Origin of the sequence: Janthinobacterium sp. NFX145, assembly GCF_049810325.1 — a bacterium.
GTDB lineage: Bacteria > Pseudomonadota > Gammaproteobacteria > Burkholderiales > Burkholderiaceae_D > Janthinobacterium > Janthinobacterium rivuli.
Genome location: NZ_CP187360.1, coordinates 1,206,424 through 1,232,533 on the forward strand (window position 1 = coordinate 1,206,424; position 26,110 = coordinate 1,232,533).

Below are 26,110 nucleotides of genomic sequence, written 5' to 3' on the forward strand. Positions count from 1 at the left end.
GGATAGACCGGCGGTTACAGGGTGCTGACGATGCCCTTGACCCAGGACTTGGCGGGCAGCTTGGTTTCGGCGACGATCTGCTTGGCGCGCTCGAGCAAGGCGGCTTGCGCCTCGGCATCGAGTGCCACTTTCGTCTTGAAAGCGATCGCCACCACGTTCCCATCATGCACTTCCGGCAGGCAGATCACCTGTTCGAACGCAAACTTCATCGCCTTGATGTTCTTTGCGTAGCTCGGGTGGTCGCCAAACAGGTTGACCGTCATGATGCCGTGCGGCGCCAGGCAGGCGCAGCAGGCGGTATAGAAATCGGCGCTGTCGAGCACGGGACCGCGCGCCGTGGCGTCATACAGGTCCACCTGCAGGGCGTCCAGGGTGCCATGGTTGGCGTCGTCGTTGACGTAGTCGAGCGCATCCATCTCGCGCACGTGCAGGCGCTCGTCGTTGGGCGGCAGCTTGAACATCGATTCGCAGATGGTGATGACGGACGGGTTCAGTTCGATGGCCTCGACCTGCGCCTGCGGAAACTGGCGGTAGCAGAACTTGGTCAGCGCGGCCGTGCCCAGGCCCAGCTGGGCGAGGCGCTGCGGCTGCTCGATCCACAGCATCCACGCCATCATCTGCTGCGCGTATTCAAGCTCCGGCCAGTCCGGCTTGCGGATGCGCATGACGCCTTGCACCCATTCCGTGCCGAAATGCAGATAGCGCACGCCATCCATTTCCGACAGGGTGACAGGGGCGTAGCGGGGCTTGCGCGCAGGGCGCGAGGATTCGACTTGTTCGATGGATTTTCGTTTGATAAGCATAAGGCGGCCTGAAAGTGTGCCGCATTATAGCCCGTGCCGGGGCGCCATAAAAAATGCCAGCCACTGGGGCTGGCATGGTACGGGCCGGTTGCTGCGCTTATTGCTGAGCGGGTTCAATAGAGACGCGCAGACGGATGCGTTCGCCCGGATCGTAGGACATGATGCTTGTGTAGTTGCGGCCGCGGTAGTCGTACGTGACCTGGTAGCCATTGTTGCGCGATTCCCAGTGGTCGACCTGACGGCATTGCTTGACGGCTTGTTCCTGCATGCCGCCCTGGTAATTGTTCTGGTTGTCGACACGGTCGCCGACGACAGCGCCGGCAATCGCGCCAGCGGCTGCCGCGGCCGTACGGCCATTGCCGCCACCGACCTGGCTGCCGAGCAGGGCGCCGGCGATACCGCCGACGATGGAGCCGCCAGCGCTGCGCTGTTGCGGCGGTGCCTGGACTTGCACGTATTCCGTACGGCATTCCTGACGTGGACGATTGATCTGTTCCACTTGCGGCACGACGCGCACGACCTTGCCGAAATCTTCAAAGTCGGCGGCCTGGGCGAGTGGCAATGCACCGATACAAAGGGCTGACATCATCAATTTGGCTTGCAAGTTCATTTGTAACCTCGTTATCTAGAGAATCTTTCAGGGTATTTTTTACAACTTGGGACTATAGTAATCCCGTCAGACCAAGGCAAGTGTTTCGCATGGCAACAAAATGTAACAGCCCAAGCCCCTTGCCCCACAGTCTGTAACATGCACTTTCAATCGATACAAGATGTTGAAGTGACTTGAAACCAGCGGTTTGTAACAAATCTTGCGTTTGACATCATATTCGGGTTGATTCATGCAGGACAACACGTTACCCTAATACGCGTATGGCTTATATAAAATCGCACTGAATCGCATAAAAGTTGATACAGATCGAATCACCGCGTGCGCATTGACCCGCGTGCGGGGATGCAATAAGAAGAGCAGCTAGAACAATCCATACATAACAGGTCGATTTGAGGGAAAAATGAGTTTGTTACTAACCGTGCCGCCCAACCTTGTCCAGTCCATCCGTGCCTTTCGCGTGACCGAATTACAAGACGAGGCGATTCGTCTCGGGCAGCACTTTTTATATGCGCATTGCAACGCTGGACAGACCAAACAACAAGTCATCGGCATTATTGCAGAAGCATTCCTGTTTCCGAAAAACCTGGCGAAGAATTTCGATGCCCTGCGCCTGTGTCTGACGGACACCATGTTCAAGGCCGGCACGCAGACGGGTTTCCTGGTGGTGCTCGAGCAATTGCCAAATACGCAAAAATTCGACAAGGAAGCGCGCGAGATCCTGCTCGACGTGTTCCGCGACGCGGCCGACTACTGGGCCGAGAAGAAAGTCCCGTTCCGCGTCTTCTATTCGTTCGAGTAAACACTTACTCACATTGTGATAGCGTAAAATCAGCCTTTTTCCGGCTTGGCAGACAGCATCGTCCGACGAAAGCCGCCTTTTGTGCGATCATGTTGCGGCGCAACAATATCGTGGGCCTTTCTTGGTTCGCATCGCCATAGCGGGTACAATGCGCGCTATGAAAAATATCGTTATCCTCATTTCCGGACGCGGCAGCAACATGGAAGCGGTCGTCCGCGCGGCGCAAGCCGAGCAGTGGCCAGCCCGTATTGCCGCTGTCATCAGTAACCGGGCCGATGCCCAGGGATTGATTTTTGCCGCGGAACACGGGATAGCGACGGCAGTCGTTGCCAACAAGGATTATGCCAGCCGCGAACAGTTCGATGCGGCGCTGCAAGCCGTAATCGACGGCTTTGCCCCCGACCTGGTCGTGCTGGCCGGTTTCATGCGCATCCTGACGCCGCCCTTCGTCGAGCATTACGCGGGGCGCATGCTCAATATCCACCCGTCGCTGCTGCCGCTGTTCCCGGGCATGGCGACACACCGCCAGGCGCTCGAGGCGGGCGTAACGGAACACGGCGCGACCGTGCATTTCGTGACTGCCGAGCTTGACCATGGTCCGGCCGTGGCGAGCGCGACAGTCCCCGTCTTGCCAGGCGATACAGAAGACAGCTTATCGGCGCGCGTGCTGGTACAGGAACATCTGCTTTACCCGCGCGCCATCCGCCTGTTCATTGACGATAAACTGTCAGTCGAGCATGGCCAGGTCCGCGTGGACCCTCAATAAAATATTACAGGAAGAATAACAATGAGATTGCCACCAGCGATACTTGCCAATGCTGAAGAAGTATTGCGCGAAATTTTACGTTTCACGGCCCCGGCCGACACCACCCTGTCGCGCTATTTCCGCGACCATCCGCGCCTCGGTTCGCGCGAACGCGGCGCCATCGCCGAAGGCATTTATGCCGTGCTGCGCAACAAATCGTTCTTCACGGACTTCGCCGAAGCGGGCAGTGGCCCGACCATGCGCCGCCTGACCATCCTCGGCCTGGCCGAAGCCGTCGGTGCGGACTCCCTGGGCGGCCTGACGGAAGAAGAAGTGGAATGGCTGGAACGCATCACGCAGATCGACCGCAGCCTGATGCCGTCGAACATGCGCGCCAACATGCCGACCTGGCTGTTCGACAAGTTGATCGCCCAGTTCGGCGAAGCGGAAACCATGAAGCTGGCCGATGCGCTGAACGCGCCGGCGCCGCTGGACTTGCGCGTGAACTCGCTCAAGGCCACGCGTGACGACGTGATGCTGGCCCTGGCCGAAGCGCCTATCCTCAGCACGCCAACGCCGTTCGCGCCGCTGGGTTTGCGCGTGATCAAGAAGCCATCGTTGCAAAACCTGCCATTGTTCCAGAGCGGCGCCATCGAAGTGCAAGATGAAGGCAGCCAGATCCTGTCGCAAATCGTCGGCGCCAAGCGCGGCGAAATGGTCGTCGATTTCTGTGCCGGCGCCGGCGGCAAGACGCTCGCATTGGGCGCGCTGATGCGCAACACGGGCCGTTTGTACGCGTTCGACGTGTCGGAAAAGCGTCTGGCCAAGCTGAAGCCGCGCATGGCCCGCAGCGGCCTGTCGAACGTGCATCCGGTGCAGATCGCGCATGAGCGCGATGCCAAGATCAAGCGCCTGGCCGGCAAGATCGACCGCGTGCTGGTCGATGCGCCATGTAGCGGCCTGGGCACCTTGCGCCGCAATCCGGACGTGAAATGGCGCCAGCAGCCGAACTCGATCGTGGAACTGCAAGCCAAGCAGGCAGCCATCCTGGCCGGCGCGGCGCGCCTCGTCAAGGGCGGCGGCCGCCTGGTGTACGCCACCTGCAGCTTCCTGAACGAAGAAAACGATTTTATCGCCGAGCAATTCCTGGCGGCGAACCCTGACTTCACCCTGGTGCCGATGAGCAAAGTGCTGGCCGAACAGAAGATCGAGCTGGAAATGGGCGACTACCTGAAATTGTTGCCGCACCTGCACCAGACCGACGGCTTCTTCGCCGCCGTGTTCGAGCGCAAGGTCATGCCGAAAAAAGTCTACGCCGATGAAAAGCCGGCCGACGACGTTGACGCTGAGCAAGCCGAATAAGTTGGTCACGGGCCGCCGCTGCAGCATCGCAGCGGTGGCCAAGCACTTGCGCCAGCCAGTCTGGCGCACGCTGTGGGCACCCCGCCCGGTTATTCCCCCGCACCATCTTCCAGACTCCATCCGCCATGAATGAAACCCCGCTGCTCAACCTGATCACTGATTTTGTCAATGATTTCCGCCAACCGGCCATCCTGTGGCAGGCGCTGGTCATCGTCGGCTGCCTGGCGCTGAGCTGGCTGCTGGTGCGGCAGTTGCGCGTGTTCCTGCACCAGCGGGCGGAAGCGGCCGCCACGCCGGCCACGCCGGAAACCTTGCAGCGCACCGATAGTTTCATCCGCATCCTGACGCCCGTGCTGGCGGCCATGCTGCTGGGCATTGCGCAGCATTTCCTGGTCAAGTTCCAGTCGGTCAATCTGCTGAACATCGCCATTCCCCTGTGCACCTCGATGGCGCTGGTGCGCTTCGGTTTTTATGTGCTTCGCCGCATTTTTGCCCGCCACGGCGACATCAGCCCGACCATGTTGTTGCTGGAAAAGATCTTCACGGTGGTGGTGTGGGCCGGCATGGCGCTGTACATCACTGGTTTGTGGCCGGAACTGCATACCTTCCTGGAAAGCATCGTCGTTCCGCTGGGACGCAATAAAGTATCGGTGGCTGCCATCTTGCAAGCCGCTATTTCCGTGGCCGTGCTGCTGGTGCTGGCCATGTGGGCCGGCACCTCGCTCGACGAGCGCCTGATGAAAATGCAGGGCCTGCACACTTCCTTGCGCGTGGTGATGTCGCGCATGGGCCGCGCCGTGCTGATCCTTGTTTCCGTGCTGGTCAGCCTGTCGCTGGTGGGCATCGACCTGACGGTGCTGTCCGTGTTTGGCGGCGCCTTCGGCGTGGCGCTCGGTTTTGGCTTGCAAAAGATCGCCGCGAACTTCGTCTCCGGTTTCATTATCCTGCTCGACCGCAGCCTCACCATCGGCGACATGATTACGGTGGGTCAATTTACGGGCAAGGTCACGCAAATCAATACGCGCTATACTGTGTTACTGGGTGGCGATGGCGTTGAATCCATTGTGCCCAATGAAATGCTGATTTCCGGCGGCGTGCAGAACATGTCGCTGAGCAACCGCATGGTCTGGCTGTCGACGGCCGTGTCGGTGGGCTATGAAACGGATCTCGATGTCATCTTCCCCTTGCTGGAAGCGGCGACGGCCAAGGTGCCGCGTGTGTCGCAAAGCAATCCGCCATCGGCCACCCTCGTGCGTTTCGGCGCCGATGGCCTCGATGTGCAGATCGGCTTCTGGATCGCGGATCCGGAAAACGGCACCGGCGGCGTGAAGTCGAATGTGAACCGCGCCATCTGGCGCACCTTGCAGGAACATAAGGTCACTGTACCGTTTCCGCAACGCGAATTGCGTATTGTTGGTACGCCTCCTGCCCCGCTCGCGGGCGCGGCAGAGGGTGAGTCCGCCCCATCCGGCACCCAGCCTTAACCTCGCTGCCTGCCTCCGATTTTGCCTGAGAATACCCATTAGGGCGTACAATCACGCCTAAAATTAACTCTGCCGGACCTCCAGAGTCACTGGAGCGACCGTGCGCACGCCCTGTCCACTTGGAGTAGTAGTAATGACATTGAGTTCCGTTTTACACGACGTTTTGCAGTTCATGGCAACTGGCATTACCGATCTGTCCGCATGGCAAGTTTTCCTGTACACCATGGTGGTCACGCACATCACGATCGCCAGCGTCACGATTTATCTGCACCGCCACCAGGCCCATCGGGCGCTGGAATTGCACGCCATCCCTAGTCATTTCTTCCGTTTCTGGCTGTGGCTGACGACGGGCCAGGTCACCAAAGAATGGGCCGCCATTCACCGCAAGCACCATGCCAAGTGCGATACGGAAGAAGATCCGCACAGCCCCGTGACGCGCGGCATCAAGAAAGTGTTCTGGGAAGGCGCCGAGCTGTACCGCGCTGAATCGAAGAACATGGAAACCATGGCCAAGTACGGCCACGGCACGCCGACGGACTGGATCGAGCGCAACCTGTACACGAAGTACAGCTGGCTGGGCGTGGTGTCCTTGTTCGTCATCAATTTCATCCTGTTCGGCGTGATCGGCATTTCCGTGTGGGCCGTGCAAATGATGTGGATCCCGATCACGGCGGCCGGCATCATCAACGGTATCGGCCACTACTGGGGCTACCGCAACTACGACTGCGCCGATGCGGCCACCAACATCATTCCCTTCGGCATCCTGATTGGCGGCGAAGAGTTGCACAACAATCACCATACGTATGCGACGTCGGCCAAGCTGTCGTCGAAATGGTATGAAATCGATATCGGCTGGGCATATATCCGCGCGCTGGAAATGCTGGGCCTGGCCAAGGTGAAAAAGCTGGCGCCGGAACCGAAGTTCTCGCACGGTAAGCTGGAAGCGGACTTCGAGACCTTGCAGTCGGTCATCGCCAACCGTTACGACGTGATGGCCAAGTATGCGAAATCGATCAAGCATGCCTGGAAAGAAGAGCTGGAACACCTGAAGCACAAGGCTGAGCTGGAAAAACGTTTTCTGAAATCTTCGCGCAAGCTGATGCAGCGCGAACCGGGCAAGCTGGCCGATGCGCATCACGAACAGCTGTCGGAACTGTTCCAGCACAGCAAAGCACTGGAAACCATGCACCACATGCGCGTGGAGCTGGGCGCCATCTGGGAGCGTTCGCACTTTACGCGTGAACAGTTGCTGCAAAAGCTGCAAGACTGGTGCACGCGCGCCGAAGCGTCGGGCATCCAGTCGCTGCAGGATTTCTCCTTGCGCCTGCGCAGCTATGCCTAACTAGACTGTTGTGCTATATCAAGGCCCTGGATTCCAGGGCCTTTTTTTCGTCCCTGCAAAAGGGGAGGGGGCCGGCTGAAAATCGGGGCGAAAAAAAACCGCTCATCGGAGCGGCTCTTTTTACAGAACACAAGATCAATTACTTGATTTTGGTTTCTTTGTACGTGACGTGCTTGCGTGCTTTAGGATCAAATTTCATGATCTCCATTTTCGCAGGCGTCGTACGCTTGTTTTTGGTAGTCGTGTAGAAGTGACCCGTACCGGCGGTCGATTCTAACTTGATTTTGTCGCGGCCTGATTTTGCCATGATAGCTCCCTTATTCTGCTAATTAGACTTTTTCGCCACGAGCGCGCATATCGACCAATACGGCGTCGATGCCGACTTTATCGATGACGCGCAGACCGGCGTTGGACAAACGCAGGGAGACCCAGCGGTTTTCAGATTCAACAAAAATACGACGATTCTGCAAGTTAGGCAAAAAACGACGTTTGGTTTTGTTGTTTGCATGGGAAACATTGTTGCCGACCATCGGCTTCTTCCCAGTGACTTGGCAAACACGTGCCATGGCGCACTCCTTAAAGATATTCCAAATTGGAAAAACGAGAGTATATCCAAAATAAGCCGATTTATCAATGACTTGCGAAAAACAATTGTGTCATGTTGTATTGAAATAATTTAACAATTTGACTTTTACCCTTCGCCATAGGGGAAAGCACTGGTAAACAGCGCTGTTTACTGTTAGATAAGCGTCTTGGGGCTGTCACGTATGTCCTTGTTTACACATGGTTAACTGCTAATTGAGCAGCGCCGGGAGAGATCCGCTAGATCTGGCCATGTTCCGCGAACGAATGCACTTGCCGCCCGGCCACGACGAAATGGTCGAGGATGCGCACGTCCACCAGCGACAACGCTTGCACCAGCGCGCGCGTGAGCAGCAGATCCGATTCGCTCGGTTCCGGCGTGCCGGACGGGTGGTTGTGCGCCAGCATGACGCTGGCCGCATTGTGCAGCAGAGCCTGCTTGACGACTTCGCGCGGATACACGCTGGTGTGGGTGAGGGTGCCGCGAAACATTTCCTGGCTGGTGATCAGGCGGTTCTTGACGTCCAAAAACAATACGTGGAATGCTTCATGCGCCAGGTGGCCCAAGGTCAGGCGCAAATAGTCTTTGACGGCGTGCGGTGAATTGAGGGCTTGCCCCGCTTGCAAGTCTTCAATGATGGCGCGCCGCGCCAGTTCCAGCACCGCTTGCAGCTGGGCAAACTTGGCGCTGCCCATGCCGTGCACGGCGGAAAAACTCACGAGGCTGGCGCCAAACAGGCCGCGCAGCGAACCGAAGTGCTCGACCGTGTCGCGCGCCAGTTCCACGGCGCTCTTGCCGCGCACGCCCGTGCGCAGGAAGACCGCCAGCAATTCCGCGTCCGACAGCGACTGCGCGCCGTCCTCGATCAGGCGTTCGCGCGGCCGTTCGCCGGCCGGCCAATCCTTGATGCCCATGCTGCCTCCCGTCGCGCCCAGCTGGTCGTGGCGCCTGCCGACGATTGTCGCGCCTTCCCCGGGCGGCGATGCTGCGCTAGCTCGTCTTTATGTCGGTTCATGGTAAAAAAACAAAAACCAAGATGCCCGGCCCGGCCATTTTCAGGCGCTATCATTTGCCTGTCGTTGCATTCCATGCAAGTTGCAGCGACGGGGAGTCAGGGCCCTGAACTCAATGTCTTCCACTTGTTTTACAGGAGTCGTCATGCCGTACATCAAAGTTATCAATGGAGTCATGCAAGAGTTCAACGCCGCCGGCGTCAATACGGGCAAGGTCAGCGGCATCGGCCTCAATGCGCATGCATATCTGGAACACCGTCAATGGAGCGTTAACGCACCGCTCGCTCCGGACCCGAAGACTCCCGATTACAGCACCGATTTGCCGTATCTTGCCGCCAACGGCTTCAAGTACCTCCAGGTGATGCTGGCGCCTTTCAAGGGCAAGGATGGCTATTGGAACTGGGGCGAAGTTGTTGGCGAGCCAAAGTTCGCAACCGACAACACGCTAACCGATGTGAATATCAAAGATTCGTACTGGCTTGCCATAACGGCGCTGCTCGATTGCGCGCTGGCCAATGGCATCGGCATCATCGCCTGCCCATTCTGGAATCCCTACGCCGTGCCGCAATTGGTGGGCGAGGCGGGCCCTGCGGGCGCTACAAAAGACGAGCAGGCCGCAGTTGCGCGGGTCGCACTGGTCAATCCACAGTCGAAAACACGCCGCTATATGCGTGCCTTTGCGCGGGCTTTTGCGCAGCACTACAGCAACCACGCGGGCATCGCCGCCTGGATGGCTGCGCAGGAGCTGATGGGCGTGACCGGGATCAGCTTGACCGCTACCCGGGAAATCATCCAGGAGACGGCGCAATTGCTGCGTGACAACGATGGCCTGGCGCGCATGATTTCTTCCGGTAATGCCGGCATCGCTCATACTTCGCCCCGTCAAGGATCCTTGCAGCAATACGTCACGGAAACCTTGCCATTCGTAAATCCGGATCCGGTCGACTGTCTTTGTGAAAACCTGTTCCCGGGTAATGAATATGTCAGCAGCGCCCTGGGCAGCAGCGCGGATTTGCCGGCCGACTTCGTCTCGTCCTCGCTCGCTTACCTGCAAGTGATGCAGCGTGCCGCACATGCCTTGGGCAAGCCGTATTACCTTGGCAGCTTTTGCCTGTCGCAAAAGCAGGAGCTGGCGTTGCAAGATACGGAAAGGCAAGACAACTTGCATGCCTTGCTGAGCGCCATACGCCGTACGGGCGTGCAACTGGCGTGCTATTGGGACTGGAATGGGGGGAAGCCCATGGAGGTCGACGGTCTGAACCTGGTGGAGACGCCGGCCTACAGCAACGGACGCAAGGCTGTCTGGGACGCCTTGCGCGGCGAAGATGCCATGCGTCCGGCGCCGCCCACGCCTTGCTTCGGCGTAAAGAAAACCTTGCAATTCCAGCCGGGCCTGATGCTCACCGTGCCGTCGTCCGTGCGCTATGAGAGCGCCGATTTCTCGCTGTCGTATTGTATCCGGCAGCAGGCATTTTCCACGATGGTGGGCCGGGGTGGGGCTTTTGTCGCGCGTCAGGCGAACCTGAAAGGATGGACGCTGCTGACGCAGGATATCCAGACGTTCCTGTTCCTGCTCAACAGTGCTGGTGCGGGCTTCAATAACAATGGTCACGGCGTGAACGTGGATAGCGCCAACCGCTGGTTTCGCTGCACCTACACCGTCAAGCATGATGGTTCCATCAGCCTGTACGTCGACGATTTCCTGATGTCGCAGGGCAGCAAGATGGTGACGCCGTTCGTGCAGGCCATCGGCGCGCCCCTGGTGATCGGCCGCACCGTGGATGCGCTGGAGCAGGGCGCACCCGCCTGGCAGTTGTCCGATGTCATCCTGTACGACCGCGTGCTGACGCCCAAGGAAGTGTATGACTATGGCCAGTATGGCATCGTGCACCGGCCCGTGGGACGCTGGAAGCTCGATGGCGATCTGGAAGACAGCTCGGGCTTCGGCAATCACGCCAGCACGCCTGGCGGGTTGACGTACGTCAACGTCGGATAAGTGACAGGGCGCGCGGCCATGTTTTTTGACAAAAGCACGGCCGCGCCGAGATGGCATGGCGCGCGCTGGCTCAGGGTGGCTTACAATATCGTTTTGCACCAGTTACTTGAAAACTACTATGTCCAACGAGCAACCAGCAGTCGTCACCGAAGCGGCTTACCTCACCCTGCATTATCGTCTTGCCACTGTTGACGGTACTGACATTGTCACGACCTTCAGCGGCAATCCCGCGACCTTGATGCTGGGACAGGGCCAGCTGGCGCCATTCCTTGAGCAGCGTCTGCTGGGCTTGCCTGAAGGCACGCACCAGACCTTCGAACTGGCGGCCGGCGAAGGCTTTGGCGAGCGCAATCCCGAGCTGGTGCAGTCCGTTTCGCGCGCAACCTTGGACGAAAACTCCGTGCCCGGTGCCGACTACAAGATCGGCGACCTGGTCGACTTCGCCGCGCCGGGCGGCGGCCGCTTTGCCGGCGTGCTGCGCGAAATGCGCGACGATTCGGCCCTGTTCGACTTCAACCATCCGCTGGCTGGCCAGCCGCTGCGTTTTGAAGTCAAGCTCATTTCGGTGCTGTAAAAAGGAGTAGCGATGGATAAAGAACTGTTACTGGCCCAGCCCCGCGGTTTCTGCGCTGGCGTCGACCGGGCGATTGAAATCGTCGAACGTGCCTTGCAGCAATTTGGCGCACCGATCTATGTGCGCCATGAAATCGTCCACAACGCCTATGTGGTGGCCGACTTGCGCAACAAGGGCGCCATCTTCATCGACGACCTCGATGACGTGCCCGCTGGCAATACGCTCGTGTTTTCCGCGCATGGCGTGTCGAAAGCCGTGCGCGCCGAGGCGGAGTCGCGCGGCCTGAGCATATTTGATGCGACTTGCCCGCTGGTCACCAAGGTGCACATGGAAGTGGGCAAGATGCGCCGCGAAGGCCGCGAGATCATCATGATCGGCCACGATGGCCATCCCGAGGTGGAAGGCACGATGGGCCAGGCCGATATGGGCATGCATCTGGTGGAAACGCTCGACGATGTGGCGAAATTGCAGGTTGCCAATCCGGAAAGCCTGGCCTATGTTTCGCAAACAACGTTGTCAGTTGACGACACTAGCGACATTATTGCGGCCTTGAAAGCGAAATATCCGAATATCGCCGAGCCGAAAAAAGGCGACATTTGCTACGCCACCACGAACCGCCAGGAAGCCGTGAAATTCATGGCCCCGCAAGTGGAAGTGGTGATCGTCGTCGGCAGCCCGAACAGCTCGAATTCGAACCGCTTGCGCGAAGTGGCCGAGAAGATGGGCACGCCTGCCTACATGGTCGACAATGCCTCGCAAATCGACCCTGCCTGGCTGGAAGGCAAGCTGCGCGTGGGTGTGACGGCTGGCGCCTCGGCGCCCGAGGTGCTGGTGCAAGCCGTCATCGACCGTTTGAAAGAGTGCGGCGTGAAGAGCGTGCGCCCGCTCGACGGGGTGCAGGAAGCCGTCACGTTCCCGATGCCGAAAGGCCTCGACGGCATCAAGCGCGACGTCGCCTGAGTCTGCGGGACGATTGAGTATCGGTGAAATAGTTACCTCAAAACCGAATTTAATTCGGAAATGATCGATTTATTCCAAGCTTAGTTTTTGCAAAAGATCGTTATGATTGCCTCAAGCTTGAATATGTTGTCGTTATGACTAAGCAAGGTCACGCCCGTTTTGAGTGCGTGCACCATGCTGGTGAGAACGGTCCAGGGATGGCACTGCAGGAATTCTTCCTCCGGTGCCGTTTTTGTATCAGCGGCCCATGTTCTGGCGGAAGTTGTTCCCGAAAAATGCATATTTGATAGGGCAATCATGGATACATTCATCCAGCAGATCATTAACGGCTTGGTGTTGGGCAGCATGTATGCCTTAGTCGCCCTCGGTTACACCATGGTGTACGGCGTTCTGAACCTGATCAACTTCGCCCACGGCGACGTGCTCATGATCGGCGCCATGGTGGGCCTGACCATCCTCAAACTGCTGGGCATTTATGTGCCGGACTGGCCCGGCTATTTGAAACTGGCCACCGCCATTCTCGGCGCCATTCCCATCTGTATTCTGGTCAACATCATCATCGAGCGGGTCGCCTACCGCCGCCTGCGCAACGCCCCCCGCCTCGCCCCCCTGATTACCGCCATCGGCGTCTCCATCCTGTTGCAAACCTTCGCCATGATGATCTGGACGCGCAATCCCTTGCCCTTCCCGCAATTGCTGTCGACCGACCCCATCAACATAGGCGGCGCCGTGATTTCGCAAACGCAAGTGCTGCTGCTGGCCCTGGCCGCGCTGTCGATGGGCGGACTGGTGTTGCTGGTGGAAAAAACACGGATGGGCCGCGCCATGCGCGCCACGGCGGAAAACCCCCGCGTGGCAGGACTCATGGGCGTCGATTCCGACAAGGTCATCGTTGCCACCTTCGCCATCGGCGCCGCGCTGGCGGCCGTGGCCGGTGTGATGTGGGGCGCCAACTATGCCTCCATTCAATTTTCCATGGGCGCCATCCCCGGCTTGAAAGCGTTTTGCGCGGCCGTGCTGGGCGGCATCGGCAATATCTATGGCGCCATGCTGGGCGGTATCTTGCTGGGCATTATCGAAAGCCTGGGCGCCGGCTATATCGGTGACATCACGGGCGGCTTCCTGGGCAGCCACTACCAGGATATCTTTGCCTTCGTCGTGCTGATCATCGTGCTGACCTTGCGCCCGTCCGGCATCATGGGCGAACGAGTGGCCGACCGTGCCTGATGTGAAACTGGGAGATTAAATCATGGCACTACTCGATTTTGACGCTAAGAAAAATCCGACCAAAGCCTATGCCGGCATGCTGGGCCTGGCCGCGCTGCTGATGGTGTTCCCGTTTTTTGCCGCCCAGTTCGGCAACTCGTGGGTGCGCATCATCGACATGGCCTTGCTGTACATCATGTTGGCCCTGGGCTTGAACATCGTCGTCGGCTTCGCCGGCCTGCTCGACCTCGGCTACATCGCCTTCTATGCCGTGGGCGCCTACCTGACGGCCTTGCTGGCGTCGCCCCAGTTCGCCATCCTGCTCGAATCGGTGGTGAATCAGTATCCGGTGCTGGGAGAAACCCTGGTGCAACTGATGGGACCGGAAATCCGGGAGAATGGCATCCATTTGTCGATCTGGATCATCGTGCCGCTGGCCGCTGCCGTGGCCGGCCTGTTCGGCGCCCTGCTCGGTGCGCCCACCTTGAAGCTGCGCGGCGACTACCTTGCCATCGTGACCCTGGGCTTTGGCGAGATCATCCGCATCTTCATGAACAATCTGAATGACCCGATCAATTTCACGAATGGGCCGCAGGGCATCAATCTGATCGATCCGATCCGCATCTTCGGCGTCAACCTGGCGGGCGAGGCAGGCACCAACAGCACCGTCACGGTGGCCGGTTTTTCCATGCCGTCCGTGAACGCCTATTACTTTTTGTTCCTGTTCCTGTGCATCGCCGTTGTGTTCGTCACCAAGCGCCTGCAGCATTCGCGCCTGGGCCGCGCCTGGGTGGCCATCCGCGAAGACGAGATCGCCGCCAAGGCCATGGGCATCAACACGCGCAACGTGAAATTGCTGGCCTTTTCCATGGGCGCCTCGTTCGGCGGCGTGGCCGGCGCCATGTTTGCGTCGTTCCAGGGCTTTGTTTCGCCGGAATCGTTTTCCTTGACGGAATCGATCGCCGTGCTGGCCATGGTGGTGCTGGGCGGCATCGGCCACATCCCCGGCGTGATCCTCGGCGGCGTGATCCTCGCTTCGATCCCGGAAGTGCTGCGCCACGTGGTGGAGCCGGCCCAGCAGGCGCTGTTCGGCCACGTGGTGATCGAGGCGGAAGTGCTGCGCCAGTTGCTGTACGGCCTGGCCATGGTCTTGATCATGCTCAACCGTCCTGCCGGCCTGTGGCCATCGCCGAAGCATGAAGACCGGCCCGACCACGACGTCGACCAGCCGAACAAATCCACCGGCGTCGTGTCCGCTTAAGGGAGGGATAGCATGAGCGAACAGATCATTCTCAATATTGCCGGCGTGAATAAACGTTTTGGCGGCTTGCAGGCGCTGACCGACGTGGGCATCACCATCCGGCAAGGGCAAATCTATGGCTTGATCGGCCCGAACGGCGCCGGCAAGACAACGTTTTTCAACGTCATCACCGGCCTGTACCAGCCTGATACGGGTACCTTCGAGCTGGCCGGCAAGCCGTATTCGCCGTCCGCGCCACACAAGGTGGCCAAGGCGGGCATTGCGCGCACCTTCCAGAACATCCGTTTGTTTGGCGACATGACGGCGCTGGAAAACGTCATGGTGGGGCGCCATGTGCGCTCGCACCAGGGCGTGTTCGGCGCCATCTTCCGCCACAAGGCGGCGCGCGAGGAAGAGGCGTCCATCCGCCAGCGGGCCATGGAATTGCTCGATTTCGTCGGCATCGCCCAGTTCGCCAGCCGCACGGCGCGCTTTTTGTCGTATGGCGACCAGCGGCGCCTGGAAATCGCCCGCGCGCTGGCCACCGATCCGCAACTGCTGGCCCTCGACGAACCGGCGGCCGGCATGAACGCGACGGAAAAGCTGGCCCTGCGCGAGTTGCTGGTAAAAATCAAGGCCGAAGGCAAGACCGTGCTGTTGATCGAGCACGACGTGAAACTGATGATGGGACTGTGCGACCGCATCACGGTGCTCGAGTATGGCAAGCGCATCGCGGAAGGCTTGCCGGCCGAAATACAACAAAACCCGGCCGTCATCGAGGCTTATCTGGGAGGGTCGCACGCATGAGTAACGATGGCTTGAACAAGAATGTATTGAAGGTATCGGGCCTGCACGTGGCCTACGGCGGCATCAAGGCCGTGAAAGGCATCGACCTGGAAGTCAACCAGGGCGAGCTGATCGCCCTGATCGGCGCGAATGGCGCCGGCAAGACGACGACCTTGAAAGCCATCACGGGGACTTTGCCTGAATGCAAGATCGAGGGCACGATCAGCTACCTGGGCGAATCGCTCAAGGGCACGAAATCATTTCACTTGGTGGAAAGAAAGCTGGCCATGGTGCCGGAAGGGCGGGGGGTGTTTACCCGCATGTCGATCCGCGAAAACCTCATGATGGGCGCCTACACGCGCACGGACAAGGCCGGTGTCGAGGATGACATCGCCCGCTGGTTCGACGTGTTTCCCCGCCTCAAGGAACGGGCGGCGCAGATGGCCGGCACCCTGTCCGGCGGCGAGCAGCAGATGCTGGCCATGGCGCGCGCCCTGATGAGTCATCCGAAGCTGTTGCTGCTCGACGAGCCGTCGATGGGCCTGTCGCCCATCATGGTCGAGAAAATCTTCGAGGTGATCCGCAAGGTGTCGTCCGAAGGCATCACGATCTTGCTGGTCGAACAGAATGCCCGTTTGGCCCTGCAGGCGGCGCACCGCGGCTATGTGATGGATTCCGGCCTGGTCACCATGGGCGGCAACGCGGCCGCCATGCTCGACGACCCGCGCGTGAAGGCGGCGTATCTGGGGGAGTAGAAGGGATCAGGCATAAAAAATGCCCCAGCTAGGCTGGGGCATAATGGCATCCGTCGGGGAAGTACGGGATGGATGCCTGGAGGAGCTGGTATTAAAGTAACCCCCAATAAATTATTGTGATTTCTGACTTCCATAACCGGCGCTCTGCGGCGTTACTCACTGCTAGCAGTGCTCGCACTGCGTCGCAGCGAGCGCCTTGCATAGCATCCGGTTCTGTTTGTCATAAATTCACACTAATTTCCCGAGGATTACTTAGCGGACCGCCGTAGCGGTCGCTTAATAATTACTTGGCGGCAGCGCGCGGCACGACTTTTTCAGCCGCTTGCGTGAACTGGTTCACGGCCGATGCCAGGTTGGCTTCGATGGCTTCGACGGCTTGCTTGCTGGTTTTCGAGAATTGCTCGTAGCCTGCATTGGCGTTGCCGATGGCGCTTTTCAGGATGGCGACGGCGTTTTCCGAACCGGCTGGCGCGTTCTTGGTGACTTCTTCCACCAGGGACAGGACTTTGCGGTTGGTTTCAGCGATTTGCGATTCAGCAGCTTTGCTGAACTCGGCTTGCGTGCCGGACGTGATGGCAGCCAGGTGACGGCCGTAAGCGATGGCTTTTTCGGCGCCAGGCTGGGCTTGAGCAGCGCTCAGCGAGAAGAATTCTTGTGGATCTTTTGCCGACAGCAATTGCTTGGCGGCGGCGGTCGATTCTTCCAGCGTTGCCTTGGCAGCGGTCAGATTCAGTTCGACGATCTTTTCGATGCCTTCGAAGGCCTTGCCCGTCAGCGACGAGAACAGGGCGAATTGGGCTTCCAGATTGGCTTTGGTAGCGGACGAGAATTGCTCAGGAATTGAAAACATATAAATCTCCAAAAAATCGAAATCTGGTTAATTTGATGCTGCGTGTACCGTTTGGGAAAGCAGGTGAATCTAAATTTTTCAAGCTGAACAAGAATTGTGCAACGCAACAAACCCTATTCTACGGCGAAAAAAACGTAAGTCAAGCGATTCTTGTGCGATGCAACAATTGAATAGATTTGCGTCAAAAACCATTGTTTCTAAAGAGAAATATTTGATTTCTGTGTGCTAATGGTTTAACCCTAAACTGTTATTTCCCCGCCTTTCAGGACGGGTGCGGCGCAGCATGCTAGACTTTGCCTCCCGCACTGGCGCAGGCCCCGGTGCCGATCCCGTTTCCCGAGTTGATACCATGTCCAATCTTCCCGCCGCGGCTGGCGCCAGCGGCAAAGCCCCCAAAACCCCTTTCCTGACGACCCTGGCGCCGATGGCCTTGCCCGGCTTCTTTGTGTTGTTATGGAGCACAGGTTTTATCGTGGCCAAGTTCGGCTTGCCCTACGCGCCGCCGCTGACCTTTCTGCTGTTGCGCTTCCTGGGCGTGCTGGTGATCCTGCTGCCGCTGGTGCTGCTGTTGCGCGCGCCTTGGCCGGTAGGACAGTTTCGCCAGATCGCCGTGGCCGGCATTTTGATGCAGGCCGGCTACCTGGCCGGCGTCTGGTGCGCCATCAAGCTGGGCATGCCGGCCGGCCTGTCTGCGTTAATTGTCGGCATGCAGCCCGTGCTGACGGCCTGCGCCGCACCGCTGATCGGCGAATCCGTGCGTCCGCGCCAGTGGCTGGGCCTGTTCTTCGGCTTGCTGGGCGTGGCCCTCGTCGTGTATGCGAAGATCAACCTCGTGGGCCTGACGGTGGAAAGCGTGCTGCTGTGCGTGTTCGCGCTGCTGTCGATGACGGCCGGCACCATGTACCAAAAACGCCACTGCCCGCAATTCGACTTGCGCACGGGCACGGTGGTGCAGTTTGCCGCCTCCATCGTCGTGGTCTTGCCATTCGCCCTGTATTACGAAGGGCTGGACCTGCACTTCAGCAACGTGCAATGGACAGCGAATTTCATCGGCGCCTTGCTGTGGTCGGTACTCGTGCTGTCCATCGGCGCCATCTTCCTGCTGTTCGCCCTGATACGCCGCAGCGACGCGACGAAAGTGACGGGCTTGCTGTACCTGACGCCGCCCACGACGGCCGTGATGGCCTGGCTGATGTTTGGCGAAGCCTTCAATATGCTGGGCATCGCCGGCATGCTGGTGGCCGTGGTCGGTGTGGTATTTGTCGTCAAGAAGTAGAGATAGCGGGAGAGCAGGGCAGTGAGCAAACAAGCATCCACCATACAGTCGGCGCAGCAAGCCGTCGACGCGGTCATTCTGTCGCGCCGTTCGATCCGCGCCTTTTTACCCACGCCGGTGGCGCAGGACGAGATCGCGCGCATCCTGGAAGTGGCGGCGCGCGCGCCCTCGGGCGCCAACATGCAGCCGTGGAAAGTGTATGTGCTGTCGGGCGAGGCGCGCCTGCGCTTGTCGCAGCGCATCCTGGCCGCCTACGACGCGCCGAAGGCACCCGACGCGCCCGCGCGCACGGCCTCGTATATCTATTACCCGCGCCAGTGGACGGCGCCGTTCATCGAGCGCCGCCGCAAGATCGGTCTGGACCTGTACCAGTTGCTGGGCCTGGAGCGGGGCGACACGGCCGGCATGGCGGCCCAGCACGGGCGCAATTTCCAGTTTTTCGATGCGCCCGTCGGGCTGATCTTTACCATCGAACGGGTGTTGGAGCAGGGTTCCTGGCTTGACTACGGCATGTTCTTGCAAAACATCATGCTGGCGGCGCGCGCGCGCGGGCTCGACACCTGCCCGCAGGCGGCTTTCATTCATTACCATGACATCATCCGCGACGAGCTGGGCGTGCCGGCCAGCGAAATGGTGGTGTGCGGCATGGCTCTCGGCCATGCGGATCCGGACAAGGTCGAGAATCGGCTGAACACGGAACGCGAGCCGCTGGCCGGCTTTGTTAAATTCATGGACAAATAGACATGACTGGCGATGGGCACAGACAAACAGCCGGTTAAGGATGAGCCCGTTTGCGGATCGCCAACGATTTGTATTCCATTACTGCAATAAATACTGTCCTAACTGTTAAATAGGCTTGCGATTACTCTGCATTTCGCTACACTGCAATAATGCAACAGCTTCACGGGGAATTAACGAATGGCTAAGTTTAAACTTGCGCTGGGTATCCTGGCTTCCCTGCTGTTTGCGCTGGCGCCGGCTGCGGCCGTGCACGCCAAGGAAGCGAACGGCAAATCCTCAGCCTCCAAGAAACACAACACCAAGAAAGTCAAAGTCGTGCTGCGCAAGGGCGCGACGGCCGCGCCGCGCGACAAGACCGTGCGCCGGGTCGTCATGGTGCGCGGCAAACGCAAAGTCATCTATCAAAAAATCAGCAGCGTGGCCGTGCCCATGGCCGCACCGATGCCGACTATGGGCGACCTGGCCGGCCTGAACCTCACGCGCGATCCGCTCGACCTCAAGTCCAGCGTGGCGCTGGTGCTGGACCAGGCCAATGCGGAAGTGCTGTTTGAAAAGAATTCCAATGTGGCCCTGCCCATCGCCTCCATCACCAAGATGATGACGGGCCTGGTGGTGGTCGAAGCGCGCCAGGATATGGATGAAGTACTGACGATCACGGACGAGGATGTCGACCGCGCCAAGTTCAGCAGCTCGCGCCTGAAAGTAGGTTCGCAATTGACGCGCGCGAATATGCTGCACATTGCCCTGATGAGTTCGGAAAATCGCGCCGCCTCGGCGCTGGGCCGCAATTATCCGGGCGGCTTGCCTTCGTTTGTCGACGCCATGAACAGCAAGGCGCGCCAGCTGGGTATGATGGATACGCATTACGTCGATTCCAGCGGCTTGTCAAAAATGAACGTGGCCAGCGCGCGCGACCTGGGCAAGCTGGCCATGGCCGCTTTCCGCCATCCGCTGCTGCGCGAGTACTCGACGGACCCGAAAGCCATCGTCGAAGCCAGCGGCCAGCCCATGCAATTTGGCAATACGAATCACCTGGTGGCCAATCCGGGCTGGGAAATCGGCCTGCAAAAGACGGGCTTCATCAATGAGGCGGGACGTTGCTTGATGATGCAGGCTGTCATCGAAGGACGGGCCGTGATCATGGTCTTCCTCGATTCCAAGGGAAAACAGTCGCGTACGGCCGATGCGGGACGCATGCGCAAGTGGCTGGAAGCCTTGAAACCAGCCAACATGAGCTTGCCTGGTGGATAAAAGAAACGGGGCAGCGTTGCTGCCCTGTTTCTTTAGTCTTGGGGTATAAAACCCAACGTCACTGAAATCTGGTTCGCCGTCTCCACCAAGTCCACCAGCCACTCATCCTGCAAGCGGTCGGCCGGCGCCGAGATCGACAGGCCGGCGATCAGCTTGCCTGTATCGTCGCGGATGCCGGCGGCCATGCAGCGCACGCCCAGTTCCAGCTCTTCATTGTCGCGCGCATAGCCGCGCTCGCGCACCAGGCTCAGCTCGCGTTCGAGCTTTTGCAGATCCGTGATGGAATTCTTGTTGTGTCCGGCCAAGCCCGTGCGCGTGGCGTAGGCGCGGATGGCTTTCGGCTCGTCGACGGAAAGGAATAATTTACCGGTCGAGGTCAGGTGCAGCGGACCGCGCCCGCCGATGGCGCGCACCACCTGCATGCCCGAGCGCTCGGAAAAGGCGCGGTCGATGTAGACGATCTCGTCGCCCTGGCGCACTGACAGGTTGATCGTTTGCTGGGTTTTCTTGTGCAGCTGGCGCATGAAGTCCAGCGCCGCTTCGCGCACGCTGAGGCGGCTTTTCACCACATTGCCCAGTTCCAGCAGGCGCATGCCCAGCCGGTAGGTACCTGGTTCGATGCGGTCGACAAAGCGCGTAAGTACCATGTCGTTGAGGATGCGGTGCGCCGTCGAGGGGTGTAAGCCGGAAACTTTCGACAATTCCTTCAGGCTGACCGGGTCGGAATATTTGGCCAGGGCATCGAGCAGGGCGACCATGCGTTCGATCACCTGTATCGTTGTCTTCGGGGCAGCGACCGGTTCAATTTTCATGATGGATTTGGTGCAATGCAGTATTCATGCTTCTTTATACCATGATGTGAAAAAATAGTGAAATGTTCCGAGATATTCAGCGAATAAATGGTCACACTGCCATGTCACCCCCATAATGTGCCCACTGCACCTGCTTTACATATGGAAAACTATGCAACCTGTAAATGAATTCAAAAGTAAAAGTGGCTTGAAGCGGATCTTTTCCGCCTTTTTCTACTCGCTCGATGGCTTGAAAGCGGCCTGGCGTCATGAGCATGCGTTCCGCCAGGAACTGGGCCTGTTCGTCGTCGGCACGATGATCGCCTTGCTGCTGCGCATCTCCGCGTTTGAAAAACTGGTGCTGATCGGCGTGCTGTTGCTGGTCTTGATCGTGGAACTGATCAATTCGGCAATCGAAGCCGTGGTTGACCGCATTTCGCTGGAACGCCATCCGCTGTCGAAAAACGCCAAGGATTTCGGCAGCGCCGCCGTGCTGCTGACCTGCATCCTCGCCTTCGCCACCTGGGCCGTGGTCCTGTTCAACCGCTTCTATTAACTGCTAAATCCCCGTTGCGCGCCGTCCATATGCGAAAAACGCATATCAAACGGCGAAACGCTTCGTTCTCTTTGCGGCCACGGGGCCGTAATCTGGTGGCTCTGAAAGTTCAACCACTCGGGGATCTTAGATGCTGTCGAAAAAAATCATCATTGCCGCCGCCATCAGCGCGTTTGCCCTTTTGCAAACGGCGCAGGCTGCCGATATCACCCTGCTCAACGTGTCGTATGACCCGACGCGCGAGCTGTACCAGGATGTGAACACGGCGTTTGCCAAGGAGTGGAAAGGCAAGACGGGCGACAACGTCAAGATCAAGCAATCGCACGGCGGTTCCGGCAAGCAGGCGCGCGCCGTCATCGATGGCCTGGAAGCGGACGTGGTCACGTTGGCCCTGGCCTACGACATCGACGCGCTGGCCGAGCACAAGCTGCTGGCCGCCGACTGGCAAAAGCGTTTGGCGCACAACAGCTCGCCTTACACCTCGACCATCGTGTTCCTGGTGCGCAAGGGCAACCCGAAAGGCATCAAGGACTGGAATGACCTGATCAAGCCGGGCGTGTCCGTCATCACGCCGAACCCGAAAACTTCGGGCGGCGCCCGCTGGAACCATCTGGCCGCGTGGGGCTACGCGCTGCGCCAGCCGGGCGGCAACGAAGCGAAAGCCAAGGATTTCCTCGGCAAGCTGTATAAAAACGTGCCCGTGCTCGATTCCGGCGCGCGCGGCGCCACCACCACCTTCGTTGAACGCGGTATCGGCGACGTGCTGATCGCCTGGGAAAACGAGGCGTATCTCGCCGTCAAGGAACTGGGCCCGACCAAGTTCGACATCATCACGCCGTCCGTCAGCATCCTGGCCGAACCGCCCGTCGCCGTCGTCGACAAGTTTGCCGACAAGCATGGCACACGCAAGGTGGCCGAGGCTTACCTGAATTACCTGTACACGGACGAAGCGCAAGACATCATCGCCAAGAATTACTACCGTCCGGCAACGGACAAGGCGGCGAAGAAATATGCATCGCAGTTCGCCAAGGTCAACCTGTTCACCATCGAGCAAGTGGCGGGCGGCTGGACGACCGCGCAAAAGGCGCACTTTGCCGACGGCGGCATCTTCGACCAGATCTACCAGCCTAAGTAATACCGGATGGCACGATTGCCAGACCGTTACTAAAAGGACACATCATGGCGCTGCGCAGCTTTTCCGATTACCGGGTACTGATCGTGCCGGGCTTGCATAACAGCGGTCCCGAGCATTGGCAGAGCCGCTGGCAGCGCCTGTATCCGCAATTCGAGCGGGTCGAGCAGGACGACTGGAACGCGCCCGACCTGGCCACCTGGTCGGCGCGCCTGGATCAGGTGCGGCGGCAAGATGCAAGACCAACCCTGATCGTCGCCCACAGCTTCGGCTGCCTGACGACGGCGCACAGCCTGGCCCGCGATCCGCAGGGCGTGGCCGGCGTGCTGCTGGTGGGGCCGGCTGATCCCGACAGGTTTGGCGTGGCGAAGGCATTGCCGCAAAAGCGGCTGCCTTGCCCCGGCATCCTGATCGCCAGCCAGACCGATCCATGGATGACGGCCGAACACGCGGCGCAGTGGGCACGGCGCTGGAATTGCAAGTATATTGATGGCGGTGCGTTGGGCCATATCAACGCCGAGTCGCGCCTTGGCGACTGGGTCTACGGCCAGGCGCAGCTGCAAACGCTGTTTGATCTGGCGCAAAGCGACAAGCGCCACCGTCAGGCAGCCTGATTCGACGAATTCGATTGCCACATAACCTCACAGGAGATCACGATGACTTTACGCCTGGGCGATGTCGCCCCTGATTTTGAACAAGACAGCTCGATCGGCCCGCTCAAGTTCCACGAGTGGGCTGGCAATTCCTGGGTGGTGCTGTTTTCCCACCCGGCCGACTTTACCCCCGTCTGCACGACGGAGCTGGGCCTGACAGCCAAGCTCAAGCCTGAATTCGACAAGCGCAATGTGAAGGCCATCGCCCTGTCCGTGGACGCGGCCGAGTCGCACAAGAGCTGGATCAAGGATATCGAAGAGACGCAAAACACGGTGGTGGGCTTCCCCATCATCGCCGACGTCGACAAGAAAGTGTCGGTGCTGTACGACATGATCCACCCGGAACAGTCCGTCACAGCCACCGTGCGCTCCGTCTTCATCGTCGACCCGAACAAGAAAGTGCGACTGATCCTCACGTATCCGCTCAGTACGGGCCGCAACTTCAATGAAATCCTGCGCGTCATCGACGCCCTGCAATTGACGGACGGCTATACGGTTGCCACGCCAGGCAACTGGCAGGATGGCGACGACGTCATCATTCCATTGACCGTGCAGGATCCGGACGTGATCAAGCAGAAGTATCCGAAGGGGTTTACGGCTGCCAAGCCATACCTCCGTCTGACGCCGCAGCCAAATAAATAAACGTTTCAGCTTTCATGAAACGCACCTGTTCGGTGCGTTTTTTTTCGCCCGCAGCTTTCATGGCAAGTATGCAAAATCCATCTAAGCAAATGAGAAATGGTTAGTTCTTTTTATAACGATTGCATGTGATTATTGCGCCCTATAACTCAAAAATGTAATAAGAAGGGGTTTCTATGTCTGCAGCATCAGCAGCACCGCTCAAGGCGCGTGGAGCGCCGTTTCGGGTCATGCCGGGGTTTAAGCTGTCACTGGGCTTCACGCTCTTTTACCTGGCCTTGATCGTTCTCATTCCGCTGTCGTCGGTGTTCCTGAAAACGTTCACCATGACATGGGACGCCTTCTTCAGCGCCGTCACGTCTGATCGCGTGATGGCGTCGTACCGGCTGACATTTGGCGCCTCGCTGATCGCGGCCCTGTTGAACGTGGTGTTTGGCGGCATCCTGGCCTGGGTGCTGGTGCGCTATAAATTCCCCGGCAAGCGCATCATCGATGCGCTGGTCGACTTGCCGTTCGCCTTGCCGACGGCCGTGGCCGGCATCACCCTGACGGCCTTGTATTCGTCGAACGGCTGGTTCGGCCAGTTCATCGAAGGCGTGCTGGGCATCAAGGTGGCGTTCACGCCGCTGGGCGTGGTGGTGGCGCTGACCTTCATCGGCTTGCCCTTCGTTGTGCGCACCGTGCAGCCAGTGCTGGAAGACGCGGAAAAGGAACTGGAAGAAGCGGCCGCCAGCCTGGGCGCCAATTCCCTGCAAACGTTTATCCGCGTCATCTTCCCCACGATCTTGCCGTCCTTGCTGACAGGCTTTGCGCTGGCCTTTGCCCGCGCCACGGGCGAGTACGGTTCCGTGATCTTTATCGCCGGCAATATGCCGATGGTGTCGGAAATCACGCCGCTGTTCATTATTACCAAGCTGGAACAATACGATTACGCAGGCGCCACGGCCATCGCCGTGGTGATGCTGGTGGTCTCCTTTTTGCTGTTGTTGACGATTAACCTGCTGCAAGCATGGACGCGCGGAAAGGCGAAGAAATCATGAGTACGAATACGACTGCCGCCGCTGGCGTGGACAAGGCGCGCCCGACGGCGCGCCGCTTCGAGCCGAATGTCGGCCCCGTCGTGCTGGAACCGTTGTGGGTGCGCACGGTACTGATCACCATCGCCTTGCTGTTTCTGACGACCTTTTTGATCGTGCCCCTGGTGGCCGTGTTTGCGGAAGCGTTCAAGAAGGGCTGGGAAGCGTATATCGCCGCCATCATCGATCCGGATGCGATTTCCGCCATTAAATTGACTCTGATCACGGCCGCCATCGCCGTGCCGCTGAACCTGGTGTTCGGCGTGGCGGCATCGTGGTGCATCGCCAAGTTCGAATTCCGCGGCAAGAGCATTTTATTGACCCTGATCGACTTGCCGTTTTCCGTTTCCCCGGTGATTTCCGGCCTGATCTATGTGCTGATGTTTGGCGCACAGGGCTGGTTCGGCCCATGGCTGCAGGCGCACGACATCAAGATTTTGTTTGCCGTGCCCGGCATCGTGCTGGCCACCATCTTCATCACCTTCCCGTTCGTCGCGCGGGAACTGATTCCGTTGATGCAGTCGCAGGGCAGCGAAGAGGAAGAGGCCGCCATCGTGCTGGGCGCCTCGGGCTGGAACACGTTCCGCCGAGTCACCTTGCCAAATATCAAGTGGGGTCTGCTGTATGGCGTGATCCTGTGTAATGCCCGCGCCATGGGCGAGTTCGGCGCCGTGTCCGTCGTCTCAGGCCATATCCGCGGCGAAACCAACACCATGCCGCTGCAGGTGGAGATTCTGTACAACGAGTACAACTTCGCCGCCGCGTTTGCCGTCGCCTCCCTGCTGGCCTTGCTGGCCTTGGTGACCCTGGCCTTGAAAGCTTTTATTGAGTGGCGTTTGAACGAGAGCGACGCCGACGATTCCGCCTTACGTTCTACGGAGCACTGA

28 protein-coding genes are annotated in these 26,110 nt (G+C 59.1%); 21 read left to right on the top strand and 7 right to left on the bottom strand.

What is annotated here, in order from left to right; genetic code table 11:
- Positions 1-14: 14 nt before the first annotated feature.
- Positions 15-803, bottom strand: coding sequence for a spermidine synthase (locus ACPJXG_RS05335; RefSeq protein WP_425253641.1), 789 nt, complete (start codon positions 801-803; stop codon positions 15-17).
- 97 nt (positions 804-900) lie between these two features.
- Positions 901-1,413: a glycine zipper 2TM domain-containing protein gene (locus ACPJXG_RS05340; RefSeq protein ID WP_034785134.1), complete on the bottom strand. Its 513-nt coding sequence runs from the start codon at positions 1,411-1,413 to the stop codon at positions 901-903.
- Between the two features lie 400 nt (positions 1,414-1,813).
- Between ACPJXG_RS05340 and ACPJXG_RS05345 the strand changes: the two genes are divergently transcribed.
- The 5 genes from ACPJXG_RS05345 to ACPJXG_RS05365 all read left to right on the top strand — a co-directional run bounded on the left by ACPJXG_RS05345 (position 1,814) and on the right by ACPJXG_RS05365 (position 7,145).
- A complete protein-coding gene (locus tag ACPJXG_RS05345) occupies positions 1,814-2,212 on the top strand; it encodes a barstar family protein (RefSeq protein WP_034747450.1) in 399 nt (132 codons plus the stop codon).
- A 157-nt stretch (positions 2,213-2,369) separates the two neighbouring features.
- Entirely contained in the window at positions 2,370-2,978 is a 609-nt protein-coding gene (purN, locus tag ACPJXG_RS05350; protein ID WP_425253642.1) for a phosphoribosylglycinamide formyltransferase, read from the top strand.
- A 21-nt stretch (positions 2,979-2,999) separates the two neighbouring features.
- Complete coding sequence (locus ACPJXG_RS05355; RefSeq protein WP_099402933.1) at positions 3,000-4,319, top strand: RsmB/NOP family class I SAM-dependent RNA methyltransferase; 1,320 nt, start codon at positions 3,000-3,002, stop codon at positions 4,317-4,319.
- Positions 4,320-4,444: 125 nt separating this feature from the next.
- Positions 4,445-5,803: a mechanosensitive ion channel family protein gene (locus ACPJXG_RS05360; protein WP_176387979.1), complete on the top strand. Its 1,359-nt coding sequence runs from the start codon at positions 4,445-4,447 to the stop codon at positions 5,801-5,803.
- A gap of 172 nt (positions 5,804-5,975) precedes the next feature.
- A complete protein-coding gene (locus ACPJXG_RS05365; protein WP_425253643.1) occupies positions 5,976-7,145 on the top strand; it encodes a DesA family fatty acid desaturase in 1,170 nt (389 codons plus the stop codon).
- A 139-nt stretch (positions 7,146-7,284) separates the two neighbouring features.
- Here the strand turns inward: ACPJXG_RS05365 and rpmG are convergent, their stop codons facing one another.
- The 3 genes from rpmG to radC form a co-directional block, all read right to left on the bottom strand.
- Entirely contained in the window at positions 7,285-7,452 is a 168-nt protein-coding gene (gene rpmG, locus ACPJXG_RS05370; protein ID WP_010400929.1) for a 50S ribosomal protein L33, read from the bottom strand.
- Positions 7,453-7,474: 22 nt separating this feature from the next.
- Positions 7,475-7,711 (bottom strand): 50S ribosomal protein L28, encoded by a 237-nt coding sequence (gene rpmB, locus ACPJXG_RS05375; protein ID WP_010400928.1) that lies wholly within the window; start codon positions 7,709-7,711, stop codon positions 7,475-7,477.
- Positions 7,712-7,967: 256 nt separating this feature from the next.
- The gene (gene radC / locus ACPJXG_RS05380) at positions 7,968-8,642 is read right to left on the bottom strand and encodes a RadC family protein (RefSeq protein ID WP_046686001.1); all 675 of its coding nucleotides are present in this window, start codon (positions 8,640-8,642) and stop codon (positions 7,968-7,970) included.
- A 244-nt stretch (positions 8,643-8,886) separates the two neighbouring features.
- On the opposite strand from radC, the gene ACPJXG_RS05385 reads away from it, so the two are divergent.
- From ACPJXG_RS05385 to ACPJXG_RS05415, 7 genes are all read left to right on the top strand, one after another.
- Entirely contained in the window at positions 8,887-10,737 is a 1,851-nt protein-coding gene (locus ACPJXG_RS05385; protein WP_425253644.1) for a LamG-like jellyroll fold domain-containing protein, read from the top strand.
- A gap of 118 nt (positions 10,738-10,855) precedes the next feature.
- Entirely contained in the window at positions 10,856-11,311 is a 456-nt protein-coding gene (locus ACPJXG_RS05390; protein WP_034785165.1) for an FKBP-type peptidyl-prolyl cis-trans isomerase, read from the top strand.
- A 12-nt stretch (positions 11,312-11,323) separates the two neighbouring features.
- Complete coding sequence (gene ispH / locus ACPJXG_RS05395; protein ID WP_035821545.1) at positions 11,324-12,271, top strand: 4-hydroxy-3-methylbut-2-enyl diphosphate reductase; 948 nt, start codon at positions 11,324-11,326, stop codon at positions 12,269-12,271.
- Between the two features lie 297 nt (positions 12,272-12,568).
- Positions 12,569-13,498, top strand: a complete 930-nt coding sequence (locus tag ACPJXG_RS05400) for a branched-chain amino acid ABC transporter permease (protein WP_034747477.1) — start codon at positions 12,569-12,571, stop codon at positions 13,496-13,498.
- Between the two features lie 22 nt (positions 13,499-13,520).
- Positions 13,521-14,738, top strand: a complete 1,218-nt coding sequence (locus tag ACPJXG_RS05405; RefSeq protein WP_099378016.1) for an ABC transporter permease subunit — start codon at positions 13,521-13,523, stop codon at positions 14,736-14,738.
- Positions 14,739-14,750: 12 nt separating this feature from the next.
- On the top strand, positions 14,751-15,524 hold the full coding sequence (locus ACPJXG_RS05410) for an ABC transporter ATP-binding protein (protein WP_128142146.1): 774 nt from the start codon (positions 14,751-14,753) through the stop codon (positions 15,522-15,524).
- A gap of 11 nt (positions 15,525-15,535) precedes the next feature.
- Complete coding sequence (locus tag ACPJXG_RS05415; protein WP_152598918.1) at positions 15,536-16,258, top strand: ABC transporter ATP-binding protein; 723 nt, start codon at positions 15,536-15,538, stop codon at positions 16,256-16,258.
- A gap of 283 nt (positions 16,259-16,541) precedes the next feature.
- Here ACPJXG_RS05415 and ACPJXG_RS05420 read toward each other — a convergent pair whose 3' ends face one another.
- Entirely contained in the window at positions 16,542-17,108 is a 567-nt protein-coding gene (locus tag ACPJXG_RS05420) for a phasin family protein (protein WP_035821535.1), read from the bottom strand.
- Between the two features lie 349 nt (positions 17,109-17,457).
- On the opposite strand from ACPJXG_RS05420, the gene ACPJXG_RS05425 reads away from it, so the two are divergent.
- The 3 genes from ACPJXG_RS05425 to ACPJXG_RS05435 all read left to right on the top strand — a co-directional run bounded on the left by ACPJXG_RS05425 (position 17,458) and on the right by ACPJXG_RS05435 (position 20,376).
- Positions 17,458-18,384 (top strand): DMT family transporter, encoded by a 927-nt coding sequence (locus tag ACPJXG_RS05425; protein WP_099378012.1) that lies wholly within the window; start codon positions 17,458-17,460, stop codon positions 18,382-18,384.
- A 21-nt stretch (positions 18,385-18,405) separates the two neighbouring features.
- A complete protein-coding gene (locus ACPJXG_RS05430; RefSeq protein ID WP_278316821.1) occupies positions 18,406-19,125 on the top strand; it encodes a nitroreductase in 720 nt (239 codons plus the stop codon).
- Positions 19,126-19,302: 177 nt separating this feature from the next.
- Complete coding sequence (locus tag ACPJXG_RS05435; RefSeq protein WP_219307640.1) at positions 19,303-20,376, top strand: serine hydrolase; 1,074 nt, start codon at positions 19,303-19,305, stop codon at positions 20,374-20,376.
- A gap of 32 nt (positions 20,377-20,408) precedes the next feature.
- Here the strand turns inward: ACPJXG_RS05435 and ACPJXG_RS05440 are convergent, their stop codons facing one another.
- Complete coding sequence (locus ACPJXG_RS05440) at positions 20,409-21,188, bottom strand: IclR family transcriptional regulator (RefSeq protein ID WP_034747499.1); 780 nt, start codon at positions 21,186-21,188, stop codon at positions 20,409-20,411.
- Between the two features lie 151 nt (positions 21,189-21,339).
- Between ACPJXG_RS05440 and ACPJXG_RS05445 the strand changes: the two genes are divergently transcribed.
- The 6 genes from ACPJXG_RS05445 to cysW all read left to right on the top strand — a co-directional run bounded on the left by ACPJXG_RS05445 (position 21,340) and on the right by cysW (position 26,110).
- Positions 21,340-21,723, top strand: coding sequence for a diacylglycerol kinase (locus tag ACPJXG_RS05445; protein ID WP_425253645.1), 384 nt, complete (start codon positions 21,340-21,342; stop codon positions 21,721-21,723).
- A 130-nt stretch (positions 21,724-21,853) separates the two neighbouring features.
- Positions 21,854-22,858, top strand: a complete 1,005-nt coding sequence (locus ACPJXG_RS05450; RefSeq protein WP_225242382.1) for a sulfate ABC transporter substrate-binding protein — start codon at positions 21,854-21,856, stop codon at positions 22,856-22,858.
- A gap of 44 nt (positions 22,859-22,902) precedes the next feature.
- Positions 22,903-23,469, top strand: coding sequence for an RBBP9/YdeN family alpha/beta hydrolase (locus tag ACPJXG_RS05455; protein WP_425253646.1), 567 nt, complete (start codon positions 22,903-22,905; stop codon positions 23,467-23,469).
- Between the two features lie 42 nt (positions 23,470-23,511).
- Entirely contained in the window at positions 23,512-24,150 is a 639-nt protein-coding gene (locus tag ACPJXG_RS05460; protein ID WP_099762429.1) for a peroxiredoxin, read from the top strand.
- Between the two features lie 227 nt (positions 24,151-24,377).
- Complete coding sequence (gene cysT, locus ACPJXG_RS05465; protein WP_099408869.1) at positions 24,378-25,187, top strand: sulfate ABC transporter permease subunit CysT; 810 nt, start codon at positions 24,378-24,380, stop codon at positions 25,185-25,187.
- Positions 25,184-26,110, top strand: coding sequence for a sulfate ABC transporter permease subunit CysW (gene cysW, locus ACPJXG_RS05470; RefSeq protein WP_425253647.1), 927 nt, complete (start codon positions 25,184-25,186; stop codon positions 26,108-26,110). Before cysT ends, cysW begins: the two co-directional genes overlap by 4 nt.